Below are 19550 nucleotides of genomic sequence, written 5' to 3'. Positions count from 1 at the left end.
GCAGTTCTCAGAGGTTTCAATCCACGCGCCCACGCGGGGCGCGACACCCCGACGGCCGGCGGCAACCTGGTCGCCACCGTTTCAATCCACGCGCCCACGCGGGGCGCGACAGTTTGCCGATGCCAGCACAAACAGCGGCGTCAGCGTTTCAATCCACGCGCCCACGCGGGGCGCGACCATACGTTGCCCACGTCGGTGAACGAGAGCGAGTCGTTTCAATCCACGCGCCCACGCGGGGCGCGACCATGCGCTGGGTGAGCACGAAGGACACCCGATCGTCGTTTCAATCCACGCGCCCACGCGGGGCGCGACAGCTACGGGCTGTACGACTGAGCGATCAACGGGGCGTTTCAATCCACGCGCCCACGCGGGGCGCGACGCCGATGACAACAAAAGCGTCATTCAGGGAGTTCTGTTTCAATCCACGCGCCCACGCGGGGCGCGACTGCCATGCTTCGCGTGTGGGCAGAGTTGCGCCCGAGTTTCAATCCACGCGCCCACGCGGGGCGCGACCTGCCGGATAACACTGCCATCACGCCGTCTTGATGTTTCAATCCACGCGCCCACGCGGGGCGCGACGCAGCACACCGTAGAAGGCGGCATGGAAGCGCCAGTTTCAATCCACGCGCCCACGCGGGGCGCGACTGTGTCCTCACAACGGCATGAAGACAATACGAAAAATACCGGATCTCAGCGAACCCTGGGGGTATTGCAGTTCGAACACGCAAAGATGGCTCCACGCGGCATTCGAATTCCAAGAGAACCATCGACTTTCAGGGGTTTGCGAACCTGCCCACGTTTGGCCGGCCACTACAGGTTCGCGCGCAGAAGCTCAGAGGATGAGCGGGCCGTTCAGGTCGAGCACCGCTTTGGCGCCGACGTGTTCGACCTTGGTCTGCCAGTTCTTGCCAAGGTAGTAGAAGCGCAAGCTGTCCTGCTCCGGGTCGATCAGGTCGCACAGTTTGCTCTTGAGAAAGGTCCACTGGGCGAAATCCACCTCGATCTCGAACACGGAATACTGCACCCGCTGGCCGTAGTCGCGACACGCCTTGGCGAGCCGGCGCAGGCGTTTCTGGCCGCTGGCGCTGGTGGTGCTGACATCGTAGCTGACGAGAACCATCATGATGGCGCCCTACTTCCAGAGAAAGGGCGGATAGGCATCCAGATCGCCCCGCAGATGCCTGGCGAGCAACTGCGCCTGGATGGCGGGGAAGAGGCCGATGTCGAGTTTCTCGTCGAGGAACACGTGGCGCAATTGCTCGCGCTTGCGTTCCTGATAGGCGGTGAGCACCGTCTTGCGCGAGTCCTCCTTCAGCAACACCGCACCGTTGTCCAGTCGGGTGAAGTCGCGTGCGGATACCTGCTTGCGGTTGATCAGCGACAGGGCCAGGCGGTCGGCGAACACGGGGCGGAACTCTTCGACGAGATCCAGCGCCAGGCTGGGACGCCCTGGGCGGTCGCGGTGGAGAAACCCTACGGCGGGATCGAGACCCACGGTTTCGAGCGCCGAGCGACAATCGTGGGTCAGCAGGGTGTAAAGAAAGGACAGCAAGGCATTCGCTGCATCGATGGGCGGACGCCGGCTGCGCCCGCCGAACCGCATCGCCGCTTCCGGCACACGGATGAGGTGGTCGAGTACGCCGAAATAAGCCTGAGCCGCTTCGCCCTCCAGGCCGCGCAGTACATCGACGGGCGCTTCTGAAAGCAGTCGCGCGCCGATGCGCTTCAAGCGCTTGTCGGTATGGGCGAGCGCGTCGCGCGCCTCTGGCGGCAAATCGTCGCCGTAGTCGCGCAGTCCGCGTGACACCACGGCGCGCTGGTTATGCACCTTGCCCACCAGCAGGTTGCGCACGATGGCGGCACAGCGTGGCCCGTCGTCGCTACGTCGGTACTGCTCGCGGCGCAGCAACACGTTGCCGGAGACCGGCCCTTCCACGCGGGCGAGGAACTTGCCGTTGGGGCTCAGATAGCTCACGCAAATCCCCTGCTCGGCGCAGTAGCCGAGCAGGGGCGGCGACACCAGCACGCGGCCGAAGCACACCAGGCTGTCGAGCATGTGTGCCGGCAGGCGGGCGCGGGTTTCGCCTTCCACCTCCATGACGATGTTCTCGCCGTCCTTGCGCAGCCACGCGCCTTCGGTGGTCACGTACACGGTGTTGAGCTGGCGGCGCATGCGTCAGGGTTCCTCGGCGATCTGCTCGCGTAGCCAGGCTTCGACGCCCCGCCCCTTGCCGAGCAGCTTGGGTTGGCACAGCTCGATGAGCGAACAGGCGTCGCAGCGTTTCGCCAGATAGCTCGCCGTTGGTGTTTGCCCCGCGCGGATCATCTCGCGCGTGGCCCGTATGGTTTCCAGAGTCAGCTGACGAAGCGCGTTGTCAAACACCACAGTCTGTCGGCGACGGGTCTGACCGTAGAACAAAGCGCCCTCCTCCACCCGGCAGCCGAACATCGCTTCCAGGCACAGCGCCTGCGCGCACAGCTGAACCTCGTCGGCACGGTGGGCTTTGGGGCGGCCGCGCTTGTACTCGACCGGCACGGGATGTTCGCCCCCCTCTTCCACCTTGAACTCGACGACGTCCGCCACCCCGGCGATGCCCAGTTCCGCGCTGGACAGCGGCATTGCGGTAATCGTACGGACGCCGTGGCGGCGCTCGATCTGCGGGGTGTCGGCGCGGTCATGCAGCAAGCGCCCTTCCGCGGTCTGGCGGTTCTCGGCCCACAGGCGCTCGACGTGAATCAACGCACACTGGCGCGGGCAGTAGAGATAATGCTGCAGCGCGGACAGGGGAACGAGGTCGTCGGATTCCTCCATGCTTCGCCCCCCTTCGCTGGCTGCCTTACAGCAGCTCGCGCACGCTCACGCCCTTGGGCATGGCTTCCGCATCGACGCTGACGCGATAGTCCGCAAAGTTGCGCGCGGGACGGTCTTCAGTGCCCTCGGCGCGCTGCACCTTTACCGCGTCGAACAGCACGTGCGCCGGGGCATTGCCCATGGCGTTTTCATGCTCAAAAACGATCAGCTTGCGCGCCGCCATCTCACCCCTCGCGGCGGAGCGGTCGTGCTCGAACATGTTGATGAGCGCGTTCCACAGCAGTTGCAGGTCGTCATCGGAAAATCCGGTGCGCTCGGCCAGCTTGGCGGAAACAAAACCGTGGGCGCGATACAGCCCGTAGGGCAGGATGTGCTTGCGCCCCATGGTGCGGTTGTCGCCGCTTTGCGCTTCGGCTTCCTTCTCGGTGGTGACCGCCATGCGGGTAATGGAGATCTCCAGCGGCAGCACCGGCTCCACCGAGGTGGCAAAGGCCAGTTGCACCGGCCCGCGCACCTGGCCGGCGTTGATGCCGGTGGTCATCACCGCGCCAAAGGTGCGCACATCGAAGAAGTTGGCGCACATCCAGGCGGTGATCTCGCGCGCCTTGGCTTCGTCCTTGGGCAGCTTCTTGTCTTCCGGCTTGATCTCCAGCGCGTCGTAGGCCCGCTTGTGCTGGTTGTTGAGCACCGCCTTTTCCTGCATGTAGATGGCGAAACCAGGGCCGCCGTCCTTGTCCAGCGTGACGAAGTTGCGGATCTTGCGCTTGAGCGCGACGTCGGTCACCAGGCCGCAGTTGGTTTCCGGGTCCAGGCGCGGCAGGTTGCCGGCATCCGGATCGCCGTTCGGATTGCCGTTGGTGACGTCGAACAGATAGACGAACTCGTAGCGGTGGGCGATGGCGGTCATTGGTCGGCTCCTTCGGTTTCGATGTCGGTGGGTTCGGCAGATTCGTCGGCGGGCGCGTCCCCGGCCCCGGCCGCATCGCGGCGCGTGAAGTAGGACTGCGACTGGTGGTAGTAGCCGATGGCGAAACGGCCCTGGTCCTCGATCTTGAGGCTGCGTGGGAACTGCTCGGGCAAGCCGCCGATGATCTCGCCGATGTCCTTTTCCAGGTTCACCGCCTGCCCCTTGCGCTCCTTGCGCAGCTTGCCGAGGTGGTTCTGGGTGTTGCGCAACAGCATCGGGAAGATTGAGGCCGGAGTGGCCGACGCCGCGCCGTAGTAGCGGTCGCGAATCGTGGCGTTGACGTGGTCGCCCAGTGCAGAATGCTGCGCACGTTCAAGAACTGCGAACAGTCGCCCGAGCAGGTAGCCGGGCTGGGTGGATTGCTTGTCGAGACTCACGGGGATCTCCTCCTCGGATGTACGAATGTCCCGGCGCCGTTCGCGCGCCAGAACGCCCTTGCACAAGGCCACGCGCAGGCCGGAAATGTCTCCGTCCGCCCGAAACCGCATGATGGTGTTGGCCAGCAGACTGCGTGGATACGGTCCGCCGCTGAGAATGGCGCGCATCGTCTCGCCGATGACGATGTTGATCGCATCGTCGGCCTTGGGTTTGGCACCCTCGCGGTGCGGCACCGTTGCCAGCACCAGCCGATACACGGACGGCTCGGTGCGCCACGGCAGCGGCTCCAGATGCAGGTCTTCCGCATGCTGGGCGATACGGCCAGCGAGCACCCCCAGCGTATCCACCTGCCAGAAGCGTACCGACAGGCGCGAGGCGTTGGGTGCGAGGCCCAGCACATACATGCGGGTGCCGGGTTCGAGATTGGGAACGAGGTCCGCCACCGGGCGGCCTTTCGCGATGCGGTCCAGTACCGCGCGCACCCGCGCCGCCTCCGAGGCATCATCGGCGGGCGGGCTGAACAGGGTGGCAAGGAGGTTCTCGGCCGCGCTCGCCTGCTGCGCATCGGCGGCTTCGGCCCAGAACACCAGCGAGGCGTCGCCTACCTGCAGGCGCTGACGGTTGTGTTCGCCCCGGCGCAGCAGATAGTTCAGCGCCGTGGTGTAGGCAAAGGCGGCCGGCTCGGATACCGGCGCGTTGTCGCCCTGGCTCTTGGCATAGGACGTGAAGGCATCAAGGTTGAAGGAGACGATGGACGCGCCCGAACTCTGCGCCCCGTTCACCCCCTTGATCGCGGGATGCAGGCGGGCCACCGGCGCCACTTCCCCGCTGACGAGGCAGACCGCCCCGCTTGCCGTCGTTTCCTGCCCCGCGTCGCCCGCGAGCAGCCTGGCGCGCACGGCCCGCGCCGCTGGGCGGTCGTGCAGATAGCAATGCTCGCCGTCCATCCGGAACACGAGGTTGGCGTCGACCATGTCGGCAGGGAAACCACGTTCCTCGAACTGCTCTGGCGACCAGGCGCGCAGGAAACTAAGCAAGGCCTTGAGTCCGGGGTCGTCCGCACCGGCAAGCACGGCTTCGTGCAGTTCGACAAAGGCCTCATGCTCTTTGTCGGCGCGCTTGCTGGTGTTGCTCACGCCAAGCACGTAGCTGGTCTTGTCCCACAGCAAGTTGGCCTTGATGCCGACCGTGCGTTTTTCGGCCTGCGGCACATTGAGCATGCGCGGCAGGGGCTTCTTGCCGGAGGTGTCGCGAATGTCGTTGACCTGCGCCACATCGCCATCCGGCGTGAGCAGGATCTCGAAGCTGATCTTTTCCGGGCTGCAGCCGGCGGGAGCCACGTCTTCGGCCTGTTGCTCGATCAGCCGCTCGTAATAGCGGTTCAACGCCTGCAGGATCATGACTTCACCTCCTCGCCCTGCCACGGCGGCACGTCGATGACGCCTGCTTTCAACTGCGCGCGGAAGAAGCGCGGCGTCATGTCGCGGGCGAAATCGATGTCGTGCAACATCCAGCCCAAGTCCTTGTCCGCTTCGCGTGCGGGATGCGCGTCGGGCAGCGGCTGGCCGTCCTCGATCAACTCGAAGTGGGCAGGAAACTCGCGCACGCCCAGGCAGGGTGCGTGAAAGTGCTGCCCCTTGCGGGCGCGGCGGTTGAAGATGTCCAGATGCTTGCCCACCGAATCGTCCGGCCCAGCTTTGTCGGTGAGTTCGAAGTGGGCCTCGATCACATAGGCCACGTCGCGCAACACCGTGGCGGCACGCTGCTGGCGGTCTTCATCGACGTAGGTCGCCAGCCCGGCGGTGGTGCCCGCCTTCATCGCCCTGCTCACGCTGCCCGGTGACAGCTTGCCGCCGACCTCGTTGCGACGGATGGATTCGAAGCGCACCGGCTTGAGCACATGGATGCGATCCACCACCCAGCGGATCGCCGGCTTCCAGTGAATGGCCTCGAGAATGCCGCGCGCGGCCGACGGTGTGATGACGTCGTAGCTCACCCGCTCCACCTTCATTTCCGGCCGCGTGAAGCAGGCCCGATCGCCCCAGACGTGCAGGCGGATTCCGTAGCTCATTCCTCGTGCCCTCCCTTGGTTGTATCGTCCGGGCTACCCGCCGCTGGGACGTACTTTGGCCAGCGGTTGTAGCCGACGGCCGGATTGTTGGACTCGAACTGGCGGATCAACTCGGTCTCCTTCTGCGTGATCTCCGCCAAGGACGCTGACTCGGACTCCCAAAGAATCGTGCGGCGAATCGTGAAGTCCCGCCGCTGCTCCTCGGTGAAGTCGCGCGCGATCAACTCGCTGCTCGCACTGCCGAAGTAGTTGATGCTGTTGGTTCGGTCCTGGCCAACGTAAATCTTCCCGTTTGGATACGTGATCATGTAGATGACGCTCTTCTTCCGTTTCATCACCACATCAAGCTCTCGGTCTTGACGAACGCAGGGTCATCCCAAGACAGGCCGAAATGCGGGTCGTACAAGTCTTCGGTCACGAGTTCCATGAACTGCTCCCCCCACTTTTCAGGCGCGACGGGCTGTACGGCACCCGTCTTGCGCAGCGCGTCAAACTTGTCGCGGGGCAGTTGTACCAAGTACGGTTGTAGCGCCCGCGCGAGGCCACCGCTCTTCTCCGCGTAACGGAGGCCATCAATAGCGCGGCGCGCTCCATCATCTTTATCGTTAACCTTGAACGGCACGATGACCGGCATCTGCACCGTCTCGATCATGCGGAACTTAGCCGCCAGCGTTTCCAGCGGCAGGGAGTCGATGCGGCTTTCCGCGCACAGGCCGAGCAGGTTCGCGGCATCCAGTTCCTTGTCGCCCTTCTGCCAGTAAAGCAGCCGGAAATAGGCCTCGATTGCAGGCGGCGACAGCGGATCGTCGCGGAACTGCGGCTGGCGCATGACCTCCTGCGCGGCCTGGGCGAACTGACGCAGTTCCGGCGGCGGTGCCCAGTCGCTGTTGGCGGTGGCGAATACGCGCACTTCGCTCAACTCCGCTGCGCGCTCGCCGTTGCGGTTGCAGCGGCCCGCCGCCTGGGCCACCGAATCCAGACCAGCCTCGGCACGGTAGACGGTGGGCAGCGAGATATCGACGCCAGCTTCGATCAACGAGGTCGAAACCAGCCGGCAGGGCTCGCCGGCCTTGAGGCGTACCCGTACCTCGGCCAACACCTGGCTACGGTGCTTGGCGCACATCAGCGTGGTCAGGTGGCGCGCGCCCGGCCGGTCGGCGAGCGCCTGATACAGGGCGCGGGCGTGGCGGCGATTGTTCACGATGCACAGCACCTGATCGAGTTCGCGGAGCTGGGCCGCGAGCGCGTCATCATCCAGCGTGCCGACGTGGCGCACGCGCACCCGATCCAGCTTGCGGAAGAGTTCCGGTGGGTTCGGGGCGAGTTCGCGCACCTTCTCCAATCCGCCGCGAAAATCCGGCGCGTTCAAGGCTGGCTGGGTGGCGGTGCACAGGACGATGCTGCTGCGGTAGTTGCGGGCCAGTTCGTCGATGGCCGCGACCGCCGGCCGCAGCAGCTTGAGCGGCAGGGTCTGCGCTTCGTCGAGGATGACCACGCTGCCCGCGATGTTGTGCAGTTTGCGGCATTGCGAGGGGCGCGCCGCGAACAGGCTCTCGAAGAACTGCACGGCCGTGGTGACGATGATGGGGGCATCCCAGTTCTCCATCGCCAGCCGCAGCTTCTCCCGGGCCTGGTAGCGCTCGGCGTCGGAGTGTGGAAGTGGCGCGGCGACGAAGGCGCTGTGATGCTCCAGTACCGCCGCTTCCCCCAGATCCCCCAGCGCAGAACGGAATACCGCGGCGTTCTGCTCGACGATGCTGGTAAAGGGAATCACAAAGATAACCCGCCGCAGTCCATGCTCGATGGCGTGATCGAGCGCAAAGGCCAACGAGGCGAGCGTCTTGCCGCCGCCGGTGGGCACCGTGAGCGAGAACAAACCGGGCGCGTGCTGCGCGGCTTGGCGCGTGTGGGCGAGAATGTCCGCGCGGACGCGATTGACGTCGGAGTCCGCGGCGAAGCCGGAAAGATGGGCATCGAGGCGCTCGCGCAAGGCTTTTAGGGAGGGGACTTCGAGCGCGCGCGATGCGCTGCGGTCGTTGGCTTGGCCGGGAAGGGCGACCCGATCGTAGAAGGCCTCGGTATCGAGGTAGTCCGCATCGACAAGGCACGAGAACAGCATGCGCGCCAAGAACGCGGCCTGGAACATGCCGCGGTCTTTATGCCGAAAGAGTTCTGGTGGGACGACTTGCTCGGGAAGCACGATGTCACGCCGCCAGTCGTCCTTCAACGGCGGCAGCCCAAGGCCCTTCAGCCGGTCGCGAAGGGCAGTGCGCTCGACTCCCTCGCTGCCGTTTGCCAAGCCCGCGTGATGGCCGGCAATGCCGTAGGCGAGCAACATGCCGATCGGCCCGAATCGCTCAACCGCGACCATGGCGCCACGGGTAGCATGGTCCACTCGGATCGCGTCCCCGGCGATGCGGCGCTGAAAATCGTCGGTGTACTTGCCAAGATCGTGCAGCAGCCCCGCCACCTCGGCCAGCCCCGAAGCGCCAAACGCTGCGGCACCTTCTCCAGACAGCGCGGCGACCGCCCTAAGATGCTCCGCCAAACCCTGCCAGTCGGACTTATCCTCACGCGAAGTGGAGTGAGCAAAATAGGTCATGATTCGCTGACGCCTCGGGCAGGCTCAAGAATAATGAAATAAAGATAATACAGAGCGCATGCCAGAAGACCAACGGCAAACCGTCTAGGCCCGTTCGCTGCCTACGCAACCTCATCGGTAAGACGGGCGCTGCGCAACCTGCGCTGACGGACCAGCCTGGTCAGACGACCTCTCTGGCGCGAGCCGGTTCGAAGCAACCGGTTATCGTTCGGAACCGCCAGAGCCGCCATGTCAGTCGCAGCAAAACACAAGGCTGAAATTGTTGGCTGGCATGTCGATCACCTCGGCCAACCGAAACCCGCAGCGCAGGGCCTCGGACTCGACCGCCTCGAGGTCGCGCACGGCAAAGCGTGGATCGACGCTGCGCAGCCATCCGTCGAAGTCGGCGTTGCTCGGCGCGGTGTGGGCGCCGCCGCGGCGATAGGGACCATAGCAGTACACGACCCCGCCCGCAGGCAAGACCGCGGCAGCCGCGGCAAACAATGCGGGCGTGCTTTCCCAGGGCGAGTAATGCAGGACGTTGATCGCCACGACGGCGTCCGCGGCGTCGACTGGCCAGGGCATGGTGGCCAGGTCGAAGCACAGGGGTGGCAACAGGTTGGCCAGCGCACTGTGGCCTCGCCAGTCCGCGATCGACGCCAGGGCTGCAGGATCGGCCTCGCTCGGCTGCCAGCGCAGCGCGGGCAGATGGCGGGCGAAATGCACGGCGTGCTCGCCCGTGCCGCTACCGAGTTCGAGCACCAGCCCCTCGGCCGGCAACACGCGTTGCAGCACGGCGAGGATGGGGTTGGCGTTGCGAGCGACTGAGGGTGAATACTGACGGCGGTCGAAGGTCGGCATGGGGCGCGGCGGGTCGTGATGAGGGGAGCGCCGATTATCGCCCGCCGGGCACCTGCTGACAGATTCACTGACGCTGGCGCCAAGGCGGGGATAATGACGCACTTGCCTCCACTGTCCAGCTCCGCCATGACCACGCCCACCAGACCCCTCGCCGGCCTCAAGGTCGTCGAACTCGGCTCCCTCATCGCCGGCCCCTTCGCCGCCCGCATCATGGGAGAGTTCGGCGCCGAGGTGATCAAGATCGAATCGCCCGACGGTGGCGACCCGCTGCGCAAATGGCGCAAGCTCTACGAGGGCACCTCGCTGTGGTGGTACCTGCAGTCGCGCAACAAGAAGTCGGTGACCGCCAACCTCAAGCACCCGGACGGGCTCGAAGTGGTGCGCCGACTGGTGGCCGAGGCCGACATCGTGGTCGAGAACTTCCGCCCTGGCGTACTCGAGAAGCTGGGCCTGGGCTGGGAGACGCTCTCGGCACTCAACCCCGGGCTGGTCATGCTGCGCCTGTCGGGCTTCGGCCAGAGCGGGCCGATGGCTCAGCAGCCGGGCTTCGGCGCGATCGGCGAGTCGATGGGCGGGCTGCGCTACGTCACCGGCTTCCCCGACCGCCCCCCGGTGAAGACGGGGATCTCGATCGGCGATTCGATCGCCGCGCTGTGGGGCGTGATCGGCACGCTGATGGCGCTGCGCCACAAGGAGATGAATGGCGGCAAGGGCCAGGTGGTGGACGTGGCGCTCTACGAGGCCGTGTTCGCGATGATGGAATCGCTGGTGCCCGAGTTCGACGTGTTCGGCTTCGTGCGCGAGCGCACCGGTAACATCATGCCGGGCATCACACCGTCCAACACCCACACCACGCGCGACGGCCGCCACATCACCATCGGCGCCAATGGCGACGCCATCTTCCGCCGTCTGATGCTGGCCATGGGCCGCAGCGACCTCGCCGACGACCCCACGCTTGCCGACAACGCCGGGCGCGACGCCCGCCGCGACGAGCTCTATGCGCTCATCGACGCCTGGGTGGCAGGCCACGACGAAGCCGACGCCCTCGCCGCCCTGGCCGCGGCCGAGGTGCCTGCTTCGCGCATCTTCTCGGTAACCGACATGTTCGCCGACCCGCAATTCCTCGCCCGCGAGATGCTGCAGAGCGTCAAGCTGCCCGACGGCCGCGACTGCCGCATGCCCGGCGTGGTGCCCAAGCTGTCGGCGACACCCGGTCGCTGCGAATGGGTCGGCCCTGCCCTCGGCGAGCACACCGACGCCGTGCTGCAGACCATCGGTTACGATGCGGCTGCGATCGCTGCGCTGCGGCGCGACGGCGCGATCTGAACGGCACCCGGAGTGCTGCACCACCGGGCCTCACTACAACCAAGGAGTATCGATGCAATACGCGAACATCCTGTTCTCGGTCGAGCAAGGCGTCGCCCGCCTGACACTCAACCGCCCCGACAAGCTCAACAGCTTCACTGGCGACATGCATGCCGAACTGCGTGACGCACTGGACCGCGTGCACGCCGACCATGCCGCGCGCGTGCTGGTGCTGAGCGGCGCCGGGCGGGCTTTCTGCGCCGGCCAGGACCTCGCCGACCCCGACATGGCCACGCAGCCCGACGGCCGCCTACCCGACATCGGCGACGTCGTCGACAAGAACTACAAGCCGCTGGTGCTGCGCCTGCAGAACCTGCGCGTACCCACCATCGCCGCCGTCAATGGCATCGCCGCCGGTGCCGGCGCCAGCCTGGCGCTGGCCTGCGACCTGGTGGTGGCGACGAAGTCGGCGTCCTTCCTGCAGGCGTTCAGCAAGATCGGCCTCATCCCCGACACCGGCGGCACCTGGTTCCTGCCCCAGCGCGTCGGCATGGCACGCGCCATGGGCCTGGCCCTGCTCGCCGACAAGCTGCCCGCGGAGAAAGCCGCCGACTGGGGCCTGATCTGGGCCGCGTACGACGACGCCGAGTTCGGCGCCAAGGTCGACGCGCTCGCCACCCAGCTCGCCGCCATGCCCACCAAGGCGCTGGTGCGCACCCGCCAGGCCATGCACGCCGCCCCCGGCCACACCCTCGAACAGCAGCTCTCCTTCGAAGGTGGCTTCATGCGCGAGCTGGGCTGGAGCGCGGACTACGCAGAGGGCGTCACCGCCTTCATGGAAAAGCGCGCGCCGAAGTTTACCGGCCAGTAAGCGCTCAGCGCTGCATCCGCAGGCGGCGGACGAGCCCCCAGGCCACCGCCGCCGTAACGGCTGCCGACACGCCGATACCGGTGATCATGGGCTGCGCGCTCCCGTCCATGCTCGCACCCAGCCACTGCCCCACCGCAAACGCCGACAACATCATCAGGCAGCCGCTGAGCGCCGAGGCCGCACCGGCCGCGTGCGGAAACGGGCCCACCGCGCCCGCCTGTCCGCAGGGCTGGTGAATGCCATGGCCGAGCATGTAGAGCAACATCGGCAGCATGATCGGCCACACCCCGGCAACTCCCGACCACGCCAGCACGGCCATCACGCCGCCGCCCGCGAGCGACAGCGCACCACCGACCACGACTGTCCGCTGCACCCCCAGGCGCTTGAGCAGGGCGCGGCAAAGGAAGGTGCCGACCAGGTAGGCAAGCGCCATCAGGCACATCAACAAGCCGTAGTGAACCTTCGTTACCCCGAACAAGGTGATGAAGACGAAGGACGAAGCCGCGAGAAAGGTGAACAGGCCGGCATACGTCGTCATCGCCAGCAGCGCAAAGGCGATGAACTGGGGATGGCGGACGATGCCCATCCACGTTGCCAGCAAGGCTGAGGGGCGCAAGGCGCGCGGATCCGGACAAGCCAGGGTCTCCTCGAAGCGCATCGCGATCAGCACCAGCGTCCCGCCGCCGAACACGGCGAGCGTCAGCAGGGCCGCGCGCCAGCCCCACAACTCGGCCACGACGCCGCCGAGCGGAATGCTCAGGCACGCGATGACACCGAGCCCGGACAGGCCCTTGCTGATCGCGCGCGCGCCAGCCTCGGGGGCGTAAAGATCGCGTACCAGTGCGCGCGCGCACATCACCACCGCCCCCATCGCCGCCCCCTGGGCAAGCCGCCACGCCAGCAGCGTATCGATCGTCCCGGCAAACGCACTGCCGACCGCCGCCAAGGTGTAGATCGACAGACCGAGCAAGAGCACAGGCTTGCGCCCGAAGCGGTCCGACACCGGCCCCCACACCAGCTGCGAACACCCGAAGGCCAGCAGCAGCCCCGACAGGGTGAGCTGCGCCTGCCCGACCGACGCGCCGAGCGCATGCGTGAGCGAAGGCAGCGCCGGCAGGTAGAGGTCGGTGGTGACGGGCTGGATGCCCAGCAGCAAGGACAGGGCAAGGACCACGAAGGCCCCCGACATGGCTGGCGCCGAGGCGCTTGCGATCGTCATGACAGGGGCCCGTTGCAGCACTGCGGGGGCAAGGGGCCCGGGGCAGCGGCGGTGTCGACTTTCTTCATGCAGGTGGGGCCCATTCGGTTGCGCAGCCCCCGTGGCGCGGCGGCATCATTCGGCGTCAGGCTGGTTGCCGGGTGCCGCCAGCCTGAAAGCCTCGATGGTCTCGCAATTCGCGGCGATGCGCACGACATTCGGCATCGTCGACAGGTCGCAGCCGAAGCGCCGGGCATTGAACACCTGCGGCACCAGGCAGCAGTCTGCAAGCCCTGGCACATCGCCATGACAGAAGTCGCCGGTACGCCTGTCGCCGGCCAGCAGCGCCTCGACCGCGCCCAGCCCGGCAAGCACCCAGTGCCGGTACCAGTCGGTTTTCTGGCTGTCGGCGGCGCCGAGCACCTCGCCCAGGTACTGCAGCACGCGCAAGTTGTTGATCGGATGGATGTCGCACGCGATGGCGAGAGCGATCGCACGCACGCGGGCTCGATCGAGCGGCGCCTGCGGCAGCAAGGCCGGCCGCGGATGGACCTCCTCGAGGTACTCGATGATTGCCAGAGACTGGCCGAGCACCTCGCCCCCATCCTCCAGCGCAGGCACGAGCCCGGCCGGGTTCAGTTGCAGGTAGGCAGGCTGGCGATGTTCGCCGCCGCCGCGCACGAGGTGTACGGGTACCGCGTCGTAGGCCAGCCCCTTGAGCCCGAGCGCGATGCGCACGCGATAGGCTGCGGAGCTGCGGAAATAGGTGTAGAGCCTCATCGTCTATCCTTTCAGATGCAAGGGCGTCAGCCACCCAGCAGATGCACCAGCCACAACGAAAGTCCGGGGAAAAGCGCCAGCAGGATGATGCGCACACCGTCCGACGCCAGGAAGGGCAGCACGCCGCGGAAGGTCTCGCGCATCGGAATGTCACGCGCCAGGCTGTTGATGATGAACACGTTCATGCCCACCGGCGGCGTGATCAGGCCGATCTCGACCACCATCAGGGCAAGGATGCCGAACCAGATCGCCTTGTCCGTCGGGTTGAGCCCCCAGAAATCGAGCCCCATCACGATCGGCAGGAAGATCGGGATGGTGAGCAGGATCATCGACAGGCTGTCCATGACGCAGCCCAGCACCAGATAGATGAGGATGATGCCGATCAGCACCGCAGCAGGCGTGAGGCCGCTCTCGAGGACCCAGCCGGCCAGGGCCTGCGGCATCTGCGACAGGGCCAGGAAGGCATTGAGCACGTCGGCACCGAGCAGGATCAGGAAGATCATCGCGGTCGACTCGGCGGCACCGAACACAGCGTGCGCGAGCCCCTTGAGATCGAGCTCGCGCGACGCCACTGCGAGCGCCGCGGTGGCGATGGTTCCCACCGCAGCCGCCTCGGTCGGGGTGAAGATGCCGCCATAGATGCCGCCGATCACCACCACGAATACGGTCACGATCGGCCACACGCGGGCGACCGCCGTCATGCGCTCGGCCCACGACTTGCGCGTCGAGGCCGGGCCGGCGTCGGGCACCACGCGGGCGTAGATGGCCACCACCAGCATGTAGCCGAGCATCGCGATCAGGCCGGGGATGAGCGCGGCCATGAACATCGCCGCGACGTTCTGCTCGGCGAGGATGGCATAGATCACCAGCACCACCGAAGGCGGGATCAGGATGCCGAGCGTGCCGCCGGCGGCAAGTGCCCCCGTGGCGAGGGCCGGCGAATAGCGGTTGCGCCTGAGTTCGGGCAACGCCACCTTGCCCATCGTCGCCGCGGTGGCGAGCGAGGAGCCACAGATGGCACCGAAGCCGGCGCAGGCGCCGATTGCACTCATCGCCACGCCGCCGCGGTAGTGGCCGAGAAAGGCGTTGGTGGCCTCGAACAGCCGGCGCGACAGGCCCCCGTGTGAGGCGATGTTGCCCATCAGCAGGAAGAGCGGCACCACCGACAGGTCGTAGACCGAGAAGCGCCCGTAGGCGAGGTGCTTGAAATAGCTCATCAGCGGGTCCCAACCCGAGACTGCGATGTAGCCAATGGCGCCGCCAAGCAGCATGGCCATGCCGATGTGGATGCGCAGGGCGAGCAGGACAAGGGTCAGCCCACCTACCAGGAAGCCAATGGTCACGCTGCTCATTGCTCGCCCACCTCGTTGTGCATCTGCCCCTTCCAGGCGGTGTACAGGGCGGTGAGGGCAAGCAGCAGGAAGCCCGGCCCAAGCGTGAGATAGGACCACCACAGCGGCCAGCCCAGGATCATGGTGCTCTCACCCGTTTGCGAGGCTTCCCAGGCACCGACGAAACTGCGCCAGGCGATCACTGCAGCCCCCAGCGCAAGCACGACCGAGGCGATGCGATCGAGCACGCGGCGCACCCGGGCCGAGGCGTTGTGGGTGAAGAAATCGACAATGACGTGGGCGTTCTTCATCTGTGCGTAGGGCAGACAGGCCGCGATCGCGAGCGCACACGCCATCTGCACGAGTTCGACATCGCCCAGCACCGGCGCATCGAACAGCCAGCGTCCGAGCACGCTGTACACCGAGACACCGCAGGCAGCGAACAGCAGCACCGCGCCCCCCAGCGCCGAGAGCTGCGACCATGCAAACAGAAAGTGCCCGACCGGATCGCGCGGGCCGGGGTCGCGCTGGTCGTCGAGCTGGGGAATGACTTCGGCCATGGCGGGGGCCTCCGGACTGCCGGGGTTGTGCGATTGGCGGCCCGCCCGCGGGCGCGGCAGGCCGCCAGCAGGTCAGCGGGCGCTGTGTGTGGCGATCAGCGCGCGCGCGGTATCGAGCATCTCCTGGCCCGGATAGCCCTTGCCGCTGACCTCCTTCACCCACTCTGCGGCGAGACGATCGCCAACCTTCACCCATTCGGCCGCCTCGCTCGCCGGGATGGTATGGAACTGGTTGCCGCGATCGACCGCCTGCTGGCGAGCCGCAGGTGCCGACTCGTCCCAGGCGCGACCGATCGCCGCCGAGAAATCGGCACCGGAGTTGGCATCAATGACCTTCTTGAGCTCGTCCGGCAGGCTGTCGTAGCGGGCCTTGTTCATCGCAATGGTGAAGAAGGTGGTGTAGAGCGAGGGCTGGGAGGCGTCCATCTCGGTGTGGTACTTGGTCATCTCATGCAGCTTCATGGTCGGGATCACCTCCCATGGCAGCACGTAGCCGTCGACCACGCCCTTGGACACCGCCTCGGGCGTCTGCGGCATCGGCATGGCCACCGGGGTCGCGCCGAGATGGGCGATCATGCGGTTCGTGAGCCGCGTCGGCGCGCGCATCTTCAGGCCGCGGAAGTCGGACATGCGGGTGATCGGACGCTTGTTGTTGTGGATGTGGCCGGCGTCATGCACATGGAAGGCGAGCGGCTTGACCGACTCGAAGTCCTTCTGGCCGAACTGCTCGTAGTAGGCCCAGGCCGCGCGGCTCGCGCCTTCGGCATTGTGGGTCATGAAGGGCAGCTCGAAGACCTCCACCGACGGGAAGCGGCCCGCCGTGTACCCGGGCAGGGTCCACACGATGTCGGCAACGCCGTCTGCCGCCTGCTGGATGAGTTGGGCAGGCGTGCCTCCAAGCTGCATGGCCGGGAAGATCTGGCACTTGAGCCGGTTGTCCGACTCGGCGGCAATCTTCGCGCACCAGGGTTCGAGGATCTTCTGCTGGCTGAGCGCGGTAGCAGGCCAGAAATGCGCGACCTTGAGCACGATCTCCTCGGCGCGGACCGGGGCAGCGAACAGGGTGGCAGTGGCGGCGGCCAGGCCGATCAGGGCTTTCAGCTTCATGTGTCTCACTCCTCTCAAGCGTTTTTGTGTGACTGCGGGTTTTGCCGGCGCTGGTGCGAGCCTTCTGCGGGTCATCGCCAGGCCGGGGGGGAAGCTCAGGACTGGACTGCGGTGACGCGGTTCTCGATGGCGCCGAAGATGCTGCGCCCCTCGCGGTCGAACATCTCGATGCGTACGACGTCGCCATCGCGCATGAAGGGCGTGGCGGGCGTGCCCTGTTCAATGGTTTCGTAGGTGCGCAACTCCGCCAGGCAGCAGTAGCCGACGCCACCGTGCTCGATCGACGAGCCCCACAGGTCGCCCTGCTTGTTGGATACCGTCCCCGAGCCGATGACGGAGCCGGCCTCGAGCTCGCGGGTACGTGCCACATGGGCGACGAGCTGGCCGAAGTCGAAGGTCATGTCGACACCCGCCTCGGGCTTGCCGAACAAGGCGCCGTTCAGGTGCACGACGAGCGGCAGGTGCAGCTTGGCATCCTTCCAGGCATCGCCGAGTTCATCGGGCGTGACCGCTACCGGACTGAACGCAGAGGCGGGCTTGCTCTGGAAGAAACCGAAGCCCTTCGCGAGCTCGTTGGGGATCAGGTTGCGCAGGCTGACATCGTTGACCAGCATCACCAGGCGGATCGCGCGCGCCGCATCGGCGGGCGTCGCCCCCATCGGCACATCGCCGGTCACCACCGTAACCTCGGCCTCGAAGTCGATCCCCCAGCGTTCATCGGCCACCACCGCGTCGCGCGGCCCGATGAAGCTGTCCGAGCCACCCTGGTACATCAGCGGGTCGGTGTAGAACGAGGGCGGCATCTCGGCATTGCGTGCCCTGCGCACCAGCTCCACATGGTTGATGTATGCAGAACCGTCGGCCCACTGGTAGGCACGCGGCAACGGCGAATGGCAGGCGGCCTGGTCGAACGGCTGCGACTCGATCGCTGCGCTGTTCAGGGCTTCGTACACCTGGCGCAGCTGCGGCTCGCAGGACTGCCAGTCGTCGAGCGCGGCCTGCAGGCTGCGCGCAATCGCCGGGACGGCCCGGCAGCGCGCCAGGTCACGGCTGACGACGACCAGGGTGCCGTCGCGGCCGCCCTGCTTGAGGGTGGCGAGTTTCACTGGAACATCTCCTTGTAGCTGCCGTCGTGCATCCAGGCGGCATGCTTGGGCGCCTTGCGGGTCTGCGCCCACTCCTCGAGCATCTCCCACTTCACCTTGTCGAGGGCTTCCAGCATGCCGGGCCGATGGGTATTGCAGGCCAGCTCGAGACGGTGGCCGTTGGGATCGAAGAAGTAGATCGACTGGAACAGCGCATGGTCGGTCGGCCCCACCACGTCGATGCCCTCGGACTCGAGGCGAGCCTTGGTGGCGAGCAGGGTGTCCATGGAATCGACCTCGAGCGCGAGGTGCTGCGTCCATGCCGGGGTGTTTTCGTCGCGCCCCATCGGCGCACGGGTGGGGAGCTCGAAGAAGGCGAGCACGTTACCCATGCCGGCATCCATGAAGATATGCATGTAGGGATCAGGCTCTCCGGTCGACGGCACCGCGTCCTCGGCGATCGACAGCACCAGCTTCATGCCCAGGTGCTTCTCGTACCAGCGCGCAGTCTGGAGCGCGTCCTTGCAGCGGTAGGCTACGTGATGAATCTTGTTCACGATCGGCGTCATTGCAGTCTCCTTCTCCTTCCTGGTTCCAGGGTTCGCGCCCCATGTTTCGTTTATCGCCCGATAAGGCATGCCCACATTACAGGCGAAAAACTAATATCATTCCAACAGCTTTTTCAGATTCATTTATCGGAATACCTGATGAATATCACGCTCCGCCAACTCCGCGCCTTCGTCGCCGTGGCGCGCAACGGGAGCTTCACCCTGGCGGCCGAGAGTCTGTTCCTGACCCAGTCGGCGTTGAGCGGCCTCATCAAGGAACTCGAACAGTCGCTCGGCGTGCGCCTGTTCGACCGCAGCACGCGACGCATCCAGCTCTCGGAGATCGGTCGCGGCATCTATCCGCTGATCGACAAGATCCTCACCGACCTCGATGGCGTGGTCGACGAGGTCACCAACCTGAAGGCACTCAAGAAAGGCGTGGTACGGGTGGCAGCCCCTCAGTTGATGGCATGCACCCTGCTGCCCGAGGTGATCGCAGCCTATCGCGCACGGCATCCCGAGGTGGATATCCGCCTGATCGACTGCGCCGTGGAGAGCGTGACCTCGCGGGTGTTCTCCGGCGAGGTGGATTTTGGTGTCGGCCCCGAGCGCGACCCGAGCTCGGACATCGACGCTGCACCGCTTTTCGAACTGCCCTTCCATGCGGTGTTCCCGCACGGACACGCGCTCGGTGCGCTACAGGCCGTGCGCTGGTCGGACCTGGTGCACCATCCGCTGATCACCCTGCAGGGCCAGTTCACGGAACGCCTGTCGGTGGACCTGCACAATGCAATGCGCGAAGTCGACCTCGACCCCGCCACTACCGTGACCTTCATGTCGACCGCCCTCAGCATGGTGGCATCCGGGCTCGGGGTGACGATCTGCATCCCCTATGCCGCTTCGCTGGTGCGCCTTTACCAGCTCGACATGCGCCCGCTGGTGGAGCCCGAGGTCACGCGCCGCTTTTACGTCTTCAGTCGCAATGGGCGCTCGCTGTCGCCCGCGGCACACAGCTTCCGCGACATGCTGTTCGAGCATGTTGCGGACATCGGGTGCGGCGCCCGGGACTGAGCGCCGCACCCGACGAGGGCGTGG

The 19550-nt window shown here is 66.2% G+C and carries 19 protein-coding genes and 1 CRISPR repeat array (1 of these 20 only partly in view); of the genes, 3 read left to right on the top strand and 16 right to left on the bottom strand.

The window, feature by feature from the left end:
* Window positions 1-645: direct repeats of the CRISPR family, unit length 32 nt; unit sequence GTTTCAATCCACGCGCCCACGCGGGGCGCGAC (it extends 3673 nt beyond the left edge of the window).
* A gap of 187 nt (window positions 646-832) precedes the next feature.
* The 9 genes from cas2 to B447_RS08010 all read right to left on the bottom strand — a co-directional run bounded on the left by cas2 (window position 833) and on the right by B447_RS08010 (window position 9670).
* Window positions 833-1123 (bottom strand): CRISPR-associated endonuclease Cas2, encoded by a 291-nt coding sequence (cas2, locus tag B447_RS08050; RefSeq protein WP_002938528.1) that lies wholly within the window; start codon window positions 1121-1123, stop codon window positions 833-835.
* A gap of 9 nt (window positions 1124-1132) precedes the next feature.
* On the bottom strand, window positions 1133-2173 hold the full coding sequence (gene cas1c / locus B447_RS08045; protein WP_002938518.1) for a type I-C CRISPR-associated endonuclease Cas1c: 1041 nt from the start codon (window positions 2171-2173) through the stop codon (window positions 1133-1135).
* Window positions 2174-2176: 3 nt separating this feature from the next.
* Entirely contained in the window at window positions 2177-2812 is a 636-nt protein-coding gene (cas4, locus tag B447_RS08040) for a CRISPR-associated protein Cas4 (RefSeq protein ID WP_002938516.1), read from the bottom strand.
* A 25-nt stretch (window positions 2813-2837) separates the two neighbouring features.
* Window positions 2838-3719 carry a type I-C CRISPR-associated protein Cas7/Csd2 gene (cas7c, locus tag B447_RS08035; protein WP_002938513.1) on the bottom strand — a complete coding sequence of 294 codons (882 nt, stop codon included), beginning with the start codon at window positions 3717-3719 and terminating at the stop codon, window positions 2838-2840.
* The gene (gene cas8c, locus B447_RS08030; RefSeq protein WP_002938511.1) at window positions 3716-5557 is read right to left on the bottom strand and encodes a type I-C CRISPR-associated protein Cas8c/Csd1; all 1842 of its coding nucleotides are present in this window, start codon (window positions 5555-5557) and stop codon (window positions 3716-3718) included. Before cas8c ends, cas7c begins: the two co-directional genes overlap by 4 nt.
* Window positions 5554-6228, bottom strand: coding sequence for a type I-C CRISPR-associated protein Cas5c (cas5c, locus tag B447_RS08025; RefSeq protein WP_002938508.1), 675 nt, complete (start codon window positions 6226-6228; stop codon window positions 5554-5556). Before cas5c ends, cas8c begins: the two co-directional genes overlap by 4 nt.
* Window positions 6225-6563, bottom strand: coding sequence for a hypothetical protein (locus B447_RS08020; protein WP_002938505.1), 339 nt, complete (start codon window positions 6561-6563; stop codon window positions 6225-6227). Before B447_RS08020 ends, cas5c begins: the two co-directional genes overlap by 4 nt.
* Window positions 6563-8830 (bottom strand): CRISPR-associated endonuclease Cas3'', encoded by a 2268-nt coding sequence (locus B447_RS08015; protein ID WP_002938503.1) that lies wholly within the window; start codon window positions 8828-8830, stop codon window positions 6563-6565. The genes B447_RS08020 and B447_RS08015 overlap by 1 nt, the downstream gene beginning before the upstream one ends.
* Before the next feature lie 231 nt (window positions 8831-9061).
* Window positions 9062-9670 carry a DUF938 domain-containing protein gene (locus tag B447_RS08010; protein ID WP_002938498.1) on the bottom strand — a complete coding sequence of 203 codons (609 nt, stop codon included), beginning with the start codon at window positions 9668-9670 and terminating at the stop codon, window positions 9062-9064.
* 126 nt (window positions 9671-9796) lie between these two features.
* On the opposite strand from B447_RS08010, the gene B447_RS08005 reads away from it, so the two are divergent.
* Together B447_RS08005 and paaG are read left to right on the top strand one after the other, a co-directional pair.
* Complete coding sequence (locus B447_RS08005; protein ID WP_002938497.1) at window positions 9797-10996, top strand: CaiB/BaiF CoA transferase family protein; 1200 nt, start codon at window positions 9797-9799, stop codon at window positions 10994-10996.
* A 52-nt stretch (window positions 10997-11048) separates the two neighbouring features.
* Window positions 11049-11846 (top strand): 2-(1,2-epoxy-1,2-dihydrophenyl)acetyl-CoA isomerase PaaG, encoded by a 798-nt coding sequence (gene paaG, locus B447_RS08000; protein ID WP_002938492.1) that lies wholly within the window; start codon window positions 11049-11051, stop codon window positions 11844-11846.
* A 4-nt stretch (window positions 11847-11850) separates the two neighbouring features.
* Here the strand turns inward: paaG and B447_RS07995 are convergent, their stop codons facing one another.
* From B447_RS07995 to B447_RS07965, 7 genes are all read right to left on the bottom strand, one after another.
* Window positions 11851-13065 carry a multidrug effflux MFS transporter gene (locus B447_RS07995; RefSeq protein ID WP_002938491.1) on the bottom strand — a complete coding sequence of 405 codons (1215 nt, stop codon included), beginning with the start codon at window positions 13063-13065 and terminating at the stop codon, window positions 11851-11853.
* Window positions 13066-13179: 114 nt separating this feature from the next.
* Window positions 13180-13824: a maleylacetoacetate isomerase gene (gene maiA, locus B447_RS07990; RefSeq protein WP_002938490.1), complete on the bottom strand. Its 645-nt coding sequence runs from the start codon at window positions 13822-13824 to the stop codon at window positions 13180-13182.
* 26 nt (window positions 13825-13850) lie between these two features.
* Window positions 13851-15176, bottom strand: a complete 1326-nt coding sequence (locus B447_RS07985) for a TRAP transporter large permease (RefSeq protein WP_002930478.1) — start codon at window positions 15174-15176, stop codon at window positions 13851-13853.
* Complete coding sequence (locus tag B447_RS07980) at window positions 15173-15715, bottom strand: TRAP transporter small permease (RefSeq protein WP_002930476.1); 543 nt, start codon at window positions 15713-15715, stop codon at window positions 15173-15175. Before B447_RS07980 ends, B447_RS07985 begins: the two co-directional genes overlap by 4 nt.
* A gap of 72 nt (window positions 15716-15787) precedes the next feature.
* Window positions 15788-16822 carry a TRAP transporter substrate-binding protein gene (locus B447_RS07975; RefSeq protein ID WP_002930470.1) on the bottom strand — a complete coding sequence of 345 codons (1035 nt, stop codon included), beginning with the start codon at window positions 16820-16822 and terminating at the stop codon, window positions 15788-15790.
* A gap of 95 nt (window positions 16823-16917) precedes the next feature.
* Complete coding sequence (locus tag B447_RS07970; RefSeq protein ID WP_002938489.1) at window positions 16918-17928, bottom strand: fumarylacetoacetate hydrolase family protein; 1011 nt, start codon at window positions 17926-17928, stop codon at window positions 16918-16920.
* A complete protein-coding gene (locus tag B447_RS07965; RefSeq protein WP_002930467.1) occupies window positions 17925-18476 on the bottom strand; it encodes a VOC family protein in 552 nt (183 codons plus the stop codon). The genes B447_RS07970 and B447_RS07965 overlap by 4 nt, the downstream gene beginning before the upstream one ends.
* 138 nt (window positions 18477-18614) lie before the next feature.
* On the opposite strand from B447_RS07965, the gene B447_RS07960 reads away from it, so the two are divergent.
* The gene (locus B447_RS07960) at window positions 18615-19526 is read left to right on the top strand and encodes a LysR family transcriptional regulator (protein ID WP_002930466.1); all 912 of its coding nucleotides are present in this window, start codon (window positions 18615-18617) and stop codon (window positions 19524-19526) included.
* Window positions 19527-19550 lie beyond the last annotated feature (24 nt).

Origin of the sequence: Thauera sp. 27, from assembly GCF_000310125.2 — a bacterium.
GTDB lineage: Bacteria > Pseudomonadota > Gammaproteobacteria > Burkholderiales > Rhodocyclaceae > Thauera > Thauera mechernichensis.
This window is presented reverse-complemented; position numbering and strand designations above follow the sequence as displayed.

What these genes read in the sequence shown, in the direction of transcription:
- cas2 (WP_002938528.1), bottom strand. Translation starts at nt 1,123, where the DNA reads ATGATGGTTCTCGTCAGCTACGATGTCAGCACCACCAGCGCCAGCGGC.
- cas1c (WP_002938518.1), bottom strand. Translation starts at nt 2,173, where the DNA reads ATGCGCCGCCAGCTCAACACCGTGTACGTGACCACCGAAGGCGCGTGG.
- cas4 (WP_002938516.1), bottom strand. Translation starts at nt 2,812, where the DNA reads ATGGAGGAATCCGACGACCTCGTTCCCCTGTCCGCGCTGCAGCATTAT.
- cas7c (WP_002938513.1), bottom strand. Translation starts at nt 3,719, where the DNA reads ATGACCGCCATCGCCCACCGCTACGAGTTCGTCTATCTGTTCGACGTC.
- cas8c (WP_002938511.1), bottom strand. Translation starts at nt 5,557, where the DNA reads ATGATCCTGCAGGCGTTGAACCGCTATTACGAGCGGCTGATCGAGCAA.
- cas5c (WP_002938508.1), bottom strand. Translation starts at nt 6,228, where the DNA reads ATGAGCTACGGAATCCGCCTGCACGTCTGGGGCGATCGGGCCTGCTTC.
- B447_RS08020 (WP_002938505.1), bottom strand. Translation starts at nt 6,563, where the DNA reads ATGAAACGGAAGAAGAGCGTCATCTACATGATCACGTATCCAAACGGG.
- B447_RS08015 (WP_002938503.1), bottom strand. Translation starts at nt 8,830, where the DNA reads ATGACCTATTTTGCTCACTCCACTTCGCGTGAGGATAAGTCCGACTGG.
- B447_RS08010 (WP_002938498.1), bottom strand. Translation starts at nt 9,670, where the DNA reads ATGCCGACCTTCGACCGCCGTCAGTATTCACCCTCAGTCGCTCGCAAC.
- B447_RS08005 (WP_002938497.1), top strand. Translation starts at nt 9,797, where the DNA reads ATGACCACGCCCACCAGACCCCTCGCCGGCCTCAAGGTCGTCGAACTC.
- paaG (WP_002938492.1), top strand. Translation starts at nt 11,049, where the DNA reads ATGCAATACGCGAACATCCTGTTCTCGGTCGAGCAAGGCGTCGCCCGC.
- B447_RS07995 (WP_002938491.1), bottom strand. Translation starts at nt 13,065, where the DNA reads ATGACGATCGCAAGCGCCTCGGCGCCAGCCATGTCGGGGGCCTTCGTG.
- maiA (WP_002938490.1), bottom strand. Translation starts at nt 13,824, where the DNA reads ATGAGGCTCTACACCTATTTCCGCAGCTCCGCAGCCTATCGCGTGCGC.
- B447_RS07985 (WP_002930478.1), bottom strand. Translation starts at nt 15,176, where the DNA reads ATGAGCAGCGTGACCATTGGCTTCCTGGTAGGTGGGCTGACCCTTGTC.
- B447_RS07980 (WP_002930476.1), bottom strand. Translation starts at nt 15,715, where the DNA reads ATGGCCGAAGTCATTCCCCAGCTCGACGACCAGCGCGACCCCGGCCCG.
- B447_RS07975 (WP_002930470.1), bottom strand. Translation starts at nt 16,822, where the DNA reads ATGAAGCTGAAAGCCCTGATCGGCCTGGCCGCCGCCACTGCCACCCTG.
- B447_RS07965 (WP_002930467.1), bottom strand. Translation starts at nt 18,476, where the DNA reads ATGACGCCGATCGTGAACAAGATTCATCACGTAGCCTACCGCTGCAAG.
- B447_RS07960 (WP_002930466.1), top strand. Translation starts at nt 18,615, where the DNA reads ATGAATATCACGCTCCGCCAACTCCGCGCCTTCGTCGCCGTGGCGCGC.